Here is a 7,301-nt window from a genome sequence, read left to right on the forward strand (position 1 = left end):
CCTTCATGTCCTTCATGTAATCGGACGTGGGCTTCTCATTGGACTTATTGGGCGCGGCGGCGGTCGCGTCCGGGGGCAGGCCGTGGGTCAGGAGCGTCATCGCCGTGTCGAGCACGCGCTCCAGGCCCATGTCCTCCTCCCAGAGCACCCAGCGCATGCCCAGGAAGTCGCCAATGCCCATCAGGCAGTAGGCGAGCGCCTCTGGATCCATGCGGCGCACCTCGCCGGCCTCCATGGCCAGCGTGAGGCCGCGCACGTAGCCCTTGGCGAAGCGGTCGTAGTAGCGGCGGTAGCAGTCCGCGTCCACGAACTCCGCCTGCCGCACCACGCGGTAGAGGTTGGGGTGCTGGCGCACGAACTGGAAGAAGGCGCGCAAGCCTTCGCGCTCCACTTCCAGGCGCGTGGTGCACGCGACCGTGGACTCCGCGATGAGGCGGCGCAGGCGCGCGCCCAGCTCGTCCACCACCTCCACGAAGATGGACTGCTTGTCCGGGAAGTACACGTAGAAGGTGCCCAGCGCGACGCTGGCCTTGCGCGTGAGGTCCGCGATGGACGCGCGCTCATAGCCCTTGTCGCCGAACACCGCCTCCGCTGCCTTCAACAACTTCTGCCGCGTCCGCTGACCGCGCGGCGTGACGGGGACTCGTTCTGAAGTTGAAGGGCGATTCATCTTTCAGGACGGGTAGCACCCGGCCGACCGCCCTGTCAAAAGCGGATGGATGGCTCCTTGCGTCAAAGACAGACACGGACGCGAGGCGTCAAACACCTCGCGTGCCATCCCCGGACCTTGAGCGGGGAAGTGTCCACCTCGCCCACCCCTCCCCGAGGGAGGACTGCCGCGGAGCCCGTCCGCCACCACCTTCCGCCTGGCTGCCTGGAGACTCGGGAGGTCGGGTAGGAGACCTTTCGCCGGCATCAACCATTTTGCATGCAAACGGACTTGCACTTCATGGCGGATGCATATAACTTCACCGTCGACTGACAGGTCCGCTTATAAAAATAAGGTTTTACACCCCATGGACCCCCTGGATTATCGCATCGTCGATATGCTTCAGCGCGATGGCCGGGCCACGCAGCTGGAGTTGTCACGTGGGGTGAAGCTGTCCCAGCCGGCGGTGGCGGAGCGCATCCGCAAGCTGGAGGAGAAGGGCATCATCACCGGCTACACGGCGCGCGTGGACGCGACGCAGCTGGGCAAGGACATCACCGCCTTCATCGGGGTGAGCATCGAGCACCCCAAGCACTTCGAGGGCTTCGCGCGGAAGGTGGCGGAGCTGCCGGACGTGCTGGAGGCCCACCGGGTCGCGGGGCAGGACTCGTACGTGCTGAAGGTGAAGACCGCGAATACGCGGACGCTGGACTCGCTGCTCGTGGAGACGCTGCGCACCATTCCAGGTGTGACCCGCACGAGCACCACCATCGTCCTGTCGACCCTGAAGGAAGACACGCACGTGCGTGTCCCCGATGAGCTGTTGAACGGAGAATGAACATGAGCGCGGACGCTATGAGTGCACCCCTGCCCCCTCCTCCGGCCTACCGGCTGTCCAAACGCATGTCCCGGATGAAGACGTCCGCGGTGCGCGAAATCCTCAAGATCGCCGAGCGTCCCGACATCCTCTCCTTCGCCGGCGGCCTGCCCGCCCCGGAGCTCTTCCCCGTGGACGCCATCGCCAAGGCGTTCGAGGAGACCTTCGCCCGGGAGGGGCGCCCCGCGCTCCAGTACAGCACCACGGAGGGCTTCGCCCCCCTGCGCGAGTGGATTGCCTCGCACCTGGCGCGCAAGGGCCAGCACGTCCACGCGGACCAGGTGCTCATCACCAGCGGCTCACAGCAGGGCCTGGACCTGGTGGGCAAGGTGCTGCTCGATCCAGGTGACCTGGTCGTGGTGGAGGACCCCAGCTACCTGGCGGCGCTCCAGACCTTTGGCGGCTACGAGGTGGAGTTCGCCACCGTGCGCAGCGACGACGCCGGCATGGACACGGACGACCTGTCGGCACTGCTGAAGAAGCGCGTGCCGAAGCTGCTCTACGTCATCCCCAACTTCCAGAACCCCAAGGGCACCACCCTGTCCCTGGAGCGCCGCAAGGCCCTGGTGCGGCTGGCGCAGGAGCACCGCTTCATCATCCTGGAGGACGACCCGTACGGCGAACTGCGCTTCAAGGGCGTGCACCTGCCGTCGCTGGCGTCGATGGACGACCAGGGCGTGGTGCTGTCCCTGTCCACCTTCTCCAAGACGCTGGCCCCCGGCCTGCGCCTGGGATGGGTGACGGGGCCGCGCCCGCTGCTCAAGTCGCTGACCATCGCCAAGCAGGCCACCGACCTGCACACGGCCACGCTGGCCCAGCGCGCCACCTCGCTGCTGCTGGAGACCTTCGACTACGCGGGCCACATCCAGGCGCTGATGCCCATCTACTCCGAGCGCGCCACCGCGATGCTGGCCGCGCTGGAGGCCCACATGCCCAAGGGCACGAAGTGGACCCGGCCGGACGGCGGCATGTTCCTCTGGGTGGAGCTGCCCCAGGGCCTGGACGCGGCCACGCTGCTGCCCCGCGCCGTGGAGCAGAAGGTCGCCTTCGTCCCCGGCGCGCCCTTCTTCGCCAACGACCAGAAGCCCCAGTTCATGCGCCTGAACTACTCCAACCGCCCGCCCGACCTCATCGCCGAGGGCATGCGCCGGCTGGGCTCCGTCATCTCCGACGCGCTGTAGCCGTCCCCCGCGCCCCCAACGCACCGCGTCGGGGGTCCGGGCCTCATGAGAAGTTGAAGCTTGATTCAGGTTTCAGCCTCCGCGGCGCTGGCCAGCGCCCGTGCGGTGTGCGTACCCTGCGCGCGTTTTTTCCATGACGCCCAGGAGAGGCACATGCAGCTGAAGGACCTGAAGATCATCGTCACCGGCGGCGCGCAGGGCATGGGCGCGCACTTCGCTCAGCGCATCCACGAGGCGGGCGGCCAGGTGGCCGTTGGCGACGTCAACGAGGAGAAGCTCGCGGCGCTGCCGGCGGGCATCCACCGCCGCAAGCTGGACGTGTCCAACGAGCAGGACGTCACGGACTTCGTGCAGTGGGCCCACGGCGCCATGGGCGGCCTCAATGGACTCATCAACAACGCGGGCATCCTGCGCGACGCGCTGCTCGTGAAGAAGGACCGCACCACCGGCCAGGTGAAGAAGCTGTCCACCGCGGACTGGAACGCCGTCATCGGCGTGAACCTCACCGGCGCCACGCTGATGGTGCGCGAGGTCGTCACGAAGATGGTGGAGACGGACCAGCGCCCCGGCGTCATCGTGAACATGTCGTCCATCGCGCGGCACGGCAACCGCGGCCAGTCCAACTACGTGTCCGCCAAGGCCGCGCTCGCCGCCAACACCGTCACCTGGTCGCGCGAGTTCGCGCCGTTCGGCATCCGCGTGGGCGCCATCGCCCCGGGCATGATTGAGACGCCCATGACTCAGGGCATGAACCAGAAGGCCCGCGACGCGCTGGTGGCCGCCATCCCGGTGGGCCGCATCGGCGAGCCGGAGGACATCTGGGTGGCCGTGAAGTTCATCGTGGAGTGCGACTACTTCAACGGCCGCACCATCGACGTGGACGGCGGTCACAACTTCTAGGCCGTCCGCTGTATCCGCGCCCCGGACTTCAGGCGCTCTTGCGCTTCCGGGGCGCGGCACGCGTGGGCTTCACGTCCACCCAGCGCTCCGCCCACTTGCCCAGCTCGTCGATGACCTTCCAGAACGCCTGACCCTTCTCCGTCAGGCGGTACTCGGAGCGGATGGGCGGGCCCGGGTCCACGTGGCGCTCGAGGATGCCCTCGGCCTCCAGGTCCTTGAGCCGCTCCGACAGGACGCGCTCGCTGATGGTGCCGATGCGCGCCGTCAGCTCCCCGAAGCGGCACGGCCCGTCCATCAGGATGCGCAGGATGACGCCCGTCCAGCGCCGCCCCAGCAGGTCGGCCGCCGACAGGAACCGCGCACACAGCGGGCTTGAGTCGTCATGCATCGTGCCACCTCCACTCCAAGTATAGCGCCCGCCCCCTTCCGCCGGCACTTACTTACTTTTTGGAAGTTACTTGCGAAATAAAAGTGACGCGGATAGCCATGGGGTGCTCGCAACGGAGGACATCACGCATGGCGACGACGAACACGGCCCTGGACACGGACTCGCTGGAGCAGCTCTTCACGGAGGCCCGCACGCACTCGGGCTGGCAGGACCGGCCGGTGACGGACGAGACGCTGCGCCGCATCTACGAGCTGGCGCGCATGGCGCCCACCGCGGTCAACAGCCAGCCGGTGCGCCTGGTGTTCGTGAGGAGCCGCGAGGCCAAGGAGCGGCTCAAGCCCGCGCTGTCCCCGGGCAACGTGGACAAGACCATGCAGGCGCCGGTGACGGTCATCGTGGCGTACGACACCGCGTTCCACGAGCAGATGCCCAAGCTGTTCCCCGCGCGCGACATGAAGAGCGTCTTCGCGGCCATGCCCCAGGAGGCGCGAGAACAGTCGGCCTTCATGAACGGCACCCTGCAGGGCGGCTACGTCATCCTGGCGGCCCGCGCGCTGGGGCTCGACTGCGGCCCCATGGGCGGCTTCGACAAGGCCAAGGTGGACGAGGCCTTCCTCCAGGGCACCGGCTGGAAGTCGAACTTCCTCATCAACCTGGGCTACGGCGACCCGGCGAAGCTCTTCCCGCGCAACCCGCGTCTGTCTTTCGAGGACGCCTGCCGGTTGGACTGACGTCGTCCAATCCCAGACAGCGCAGTGGTCCTTCCGTTCAATGGCATCAGGCGGCCACAATCCTGAGTTTCTAGGTTAATCAGGAAGAAGCTGCCCCGCCGTCAGTTCCACAGGGGTGAACGCGGCAAGCGAGCCTCTTCCCGGTGCGACAGCGCAGGCGCCCCAACGCGGGTGCTCGCCTTTCGCAAGGCGGCGTAGACCGCTGGAGGGCCGTCTTCCGTTACAAGGAAGGCGGGACGCGGGGCCGGTGACAGGAGGCAAGCGCGGTGGGGCGGGCCTAGTACAGCTGTTCGAGCGGCATCATCGTGCCCGCCTCGAACTCCGGCGCGCGGCGCAACTGGTCCAGCACGCGCGGGGCGCACCTCAAGTGCAGCATGGGCAGGGAACCGCCCGGCTCGCTCATGGCGCGCACGGCGCCCACCAACTGGTGTGCCTCCAGCCAGCGCATGAAGCTCTCGCGGAAGCGGGCGTTCTCCGCCTGGCCTTCCTTGTAGATATCCGCGCGCGAACGCATGGGTGCCCGTGAGGACGCGGAAGGACTCTTCGGCGCGGCCGATTCCCGGGGCATCACCGTGACGTCAATATCGCCGGCCGGCTGTGCGTCACGCTCCAGGCCACCCGCGCCCGGCAACGCACGCACCGTGCCTCCGCTGCCAGGCAGCGGACGCACGGAGGCGACGGAGGACATCCGGGCCGAAATGTCTTGGGGTCCGCCCGGCACGCCATTCTTCCTGCTCATGGCCACATCCTCCCCAGGTCCGGTGCTCACGTGGCACCGGCCCCGGCAACTACCGCGTCACCTGAAAACAGCCAGGCCCTTCCCCGTCCGGTGGTTCGCCGAGCGAGGAAGCTTGATGGCATTGCCCAGAATCAAATCCCTCACTTCCAATGCCGTCAAGTCAGGGGCACGGCAACGATACAGCGCGGCGATTCCCGCGACATACGGCGCCGCCATGCTTGTGCCGCTCATCCGTTCATAGAACGCCTGATTGTTGCAGCGGCGTTCAGTAGACGAATACACATTCACCCCGTAGCCCATGACGTCAGGTACGACCCGACGCCCCACGGAGCCGCTGGCGGAGAAGGTGGCCACGTTGCGCTCGAAGTCGACTGCCCCCACAGCCAGGGCCTCGGGAAAGGCTGCTGGGTAACCAACCGTGTCGGGTCCACTGTTACCCGCCGCGACAATGGGCAGGATGTTGCTGTCCAGAAGCCGACGCAACATGGCCTGCAGTGCGCGCTGGTTGAGCAGGTAGTCCGCTTCGGAGATGCCCGGAGGCGGCTGCAGCGGGAAGCCCAGCGACAGGTTGACGACGGCGGGACGCGACGCGTTCTCCGGACGGCTGAACTGGTGCAGCAGCCACTCCATGCCGGCGGCCACGCGGCCCAGGCTGGTGCGGATGGTCTCCGATTCGATGACGGACGCGGCGTAGAGGTCCACCTCCGGCGCGACGCCGTGGTGCACGCCCGCGGCGATGCCGCACACGTGCGTGCCGTGGCCGTCAGGGTCGAAACCGCGCACGTCGCGCGCGGGGTTGTGCGGCGAGTTGGGGAAGAGCGAGACGTAGCGGAACTGGATGGTCTTGCTCGCGTGCTCCGGGTGGTCCGCGTCCACGCCGGTGTCCAGGATGCCCAGCATCACGCCGGCGCCCCGGATGCCCTGGGCGTGGGCCAGGGGGACGCCGGACTCGTCAGGCCACTCGCGCTGCGCGAGCGAGCTCATGCCGCGGTTGCGCGGCCCCGTCTGTCCGGCGGACACCGGACCGGGGAAGGACAGGGGCACCACGTCCGGGATGAACTCGAACTCCGCCGCCAGCTCGCCGCGGGCCGCGACTTCCGCGTCCTGGGAGTAGAAGTGCGCCATGGTGGCGCCGATGAGCGGCATGAACCGGTAGCTGCCGGCTTCCGTGCCGGCCTGCTCCGTCACGGGCGCGCCCGGCATGGGCGTGGCGTCGACGTCGCTGGCCTTCTTGCCGCGGGCGCGCTTGCGTCCGCGCGCCGCCTGGCCGCTGATTTCGGGCTTCACGCCAGGCAGCGTGGCCGACCGCAGGCCGAGAGCGGTGAGGGCATCCGGTGCCTTCTGGGCCGCGCTGAAGCGGAGCGCGGTGCTACGGCTGAGGACGCGCTCGCCCTGCGCCGTGCCACGCACACCGGGCCGGGCCTGCGTCTCGATGGACTCCTTGGGTACCAACAGGAACGACTTCATGGCTGTGCTCCTTGAACCGCTCAATCCGCGCCGGGCCCAAAGGGAGAGCACCTGCGGTACGACCGCGCCCACCTGGGGACCCTGACAAGCCCCTTCGGATCCGGTGGGTCGGGCTCGCGGGCGTCGCCCGGAGCCGTTGCATCACCTGCCCTCCCCTCTCCCCATGCGCTGGGGTCCAACCGGGGGATTTGACCGCGACCCCCTGACAAAAAATCACGGGATTTCCGTAATAGACACCCCTTGTCTGGTGTCTCGGTCCTCGCTCGGCTTCCCCGAACCTCCGGAAACACAACGGATTCCCTCCGTGGGACGAGGGCAGTGGCCAGGGGCGCACACGGGCTCTGTCCGCCAGCGGATGTGGGGAAGGGG

General features: G+C 67.9%; 8 protein-coding genes. 4 read left to right on the forward strand and 4 right to left on the reverse strand.

Going from position 1 to position 7,301, the window contains the following annotated elements; translation table 11 throughout:
* The coding region (locus D7V77_RS38850; RefSeq protein WP_233597499.1) for a TetR/AcrR family transcriptional regulator at positions 1 to 670 on the reverse strand (670 nt) is incomplete at its 3' end.
* Positions 671 to 1,016: 346 nt separating this feature from the next.
* Here D7V77_RS38850 and D7V77_RS38855 point away from each other — a divergent pair.
* The 3 genes from D7V77_RS38855 to D7V77_RS38865 all read left to right on the forward strand — a co-directional run bounded on the left by D7V77_RS38855 (position 1,017) and on the right by D7V77_RS38865 (position 3,607).
* Positions 1,017 to 1,487 (forward strand): Lrp/AsnC family transcriptional regulator, encoded by a 471-nt coding sequence (locus D7V77_RS38855; protein WP_120581260.1) that lies wholly within the window; start codon positions 1,017 to 1,019, stop codon positions 1,485 to 1,487.
* Positions 1,488 to 1,489: 2 nt separating this feature from the next.
* The gene (locus tag D7V77_RS38860; RefSeq protein WP_120581265.1) at positions 1,490 to 2,707 is read left to right on the forward strand and encodes a PLP-dependent aminotransferase family protein; all 1,218 of its coding nucleotides are present in this window, start codon (positions 1,490 to 1,492) and stop codon (positions 2,705 to 2,707) included.
* Positions 2,708 to 2,860: 153 nt separating this feature from the next.
* Positions 2,861 to 3,607 (forward strand): SDR family oxidoreductase, encoded by a 747-nt coding sequence (locus D7V77_RS38865; RefSeq protein WP_120560256.1) that lies wholly within the window; start codon positions 2,861 to 2,863, stop codon positions 3,605 to 3,607.
* A gap of 28 nt (positions 3,608 to 3,635) precedes the next feature.
* Here D7V77_RS38865 and D7V77_RS38870 read toward each other — a convergent pair whose 3' ends face one another.
* A complete protein-coding gene (locus tag D7V77_RS38870; RefSeq protein WP_120581261.1) occupies positions 3,636 to 3,995 on the reverse strand; it encodes a helix-turn-helix domain-containing protein in 360 nt (119 codons plus the stop codon).
* A 128-nt stretch (positions 3,996 to 4,123) separates the two neighbouring features.
* Here D7V77_RS38870 and D7V77_RS38875 point away from each other — a divergent pair, with 128 nt between their 5' ends.
* Positions 4,124 to 4,726, forward strand: coding sequence for a malonic semialdehyde reductase (locus tag D7V77_RS38875; RefSeq protein WP_120581262.1), 603 nt, complete (start codon positions 4,124 to 4,126; stop codon positions 4,724 to 4,726).
* A 277-nt stretch (positions 4,727 to 5,003) separates the two neighbouring features.
* Here the strand turns inward: D7V77_RS38875 and D7V77_RS38880 are convergent, their stop codons facing one another.
* Both D7V77_RS38880 and D7V77_RS38885 read right to left on the reverse strand, forming a co-directional pair.
* Entirely contained in the window at positions 5,004 to 5,465 is a 462-nt protein-coding gene (locus tag D7V77_RS38880; RefSeq protein WP_120581263.1) for a hypothetical protein, read from the reverse strand.
* Positions 5,466 to 5,522: 57 nt separating this feature from the next.
* Positions 5,523 to 6,932 (reverse strand): S8 family serine peptidase, encoded by a 1,410-nt coding sequence (locus D7V77_RS38885; RefSeq protein WP_120581264.1) that lies wholly within the window; start codon positions 6,930 to 6,932, stop codon positions 5,523 to 5,525.
* Positions 6,933 to 7,301 lie beyond the last annotated feature (369 nt).

Origin of the sequence: Corallococcus sp. CA041A, from assembly GCF_003612075.1 — a bacterium.
Lineage (GTDB): Bacteria > Myxococcota > Myxococcia > Myxococcales > Myxococcaceae > Corallococcus > Corallococcus exiguus.

Coding starts and splice junctions, on each gene's coding strand:
- D7V77_RS38855 (WP_120581260.1), top strand. CDS start 1,017: ATGGACCCCCTGGATTATCGCATCGTCGATATGCTTCAGCGCGATGGC.
- D7V77_RS38860 (WP_120581265.1), top strand. CDS start 1,490: ATGAGCGCGGACGCTATGAGTGCACCCCTGCCCCCTCCTCCGGCCTAC.
- D7V77_RS38865 (WP_120560256.1), top strand. CDS start 2,861: ATGCAGCTGAAGGACCTGAAGATCATCGTCACCGGCGGCGCGCAGGGC.
- D7V77_RS38870 (WP_120581261.1), bottom strand. CDS start 3,995: ATGCATGACGACTCAAGCCCGCTGTGTGCGCGGTTCCTGTCGGCGGCC.
- D7V77_RS38875 (WP_120581262.1), top strand. CDS start 4,124: ATGGCGACGACGAACACGGCCCTGGACACGGACTCGCTGGAGCAGCTC.
- D7V77_RS38880 (WP_120581263.1), bottom strand. CDS start 5,465: ATGAGCAGGAAGAATGGCGTGCCGGGCGGACCCCAAGACATTTCGGCC.
- D7V77_RS38885 (WP_120581264.1), bottom strand. CDS start 6,932: ATGAAGTCGTTCCTGTTGGTACCCAAGGAGTCCATCGAGACGCAGGCC.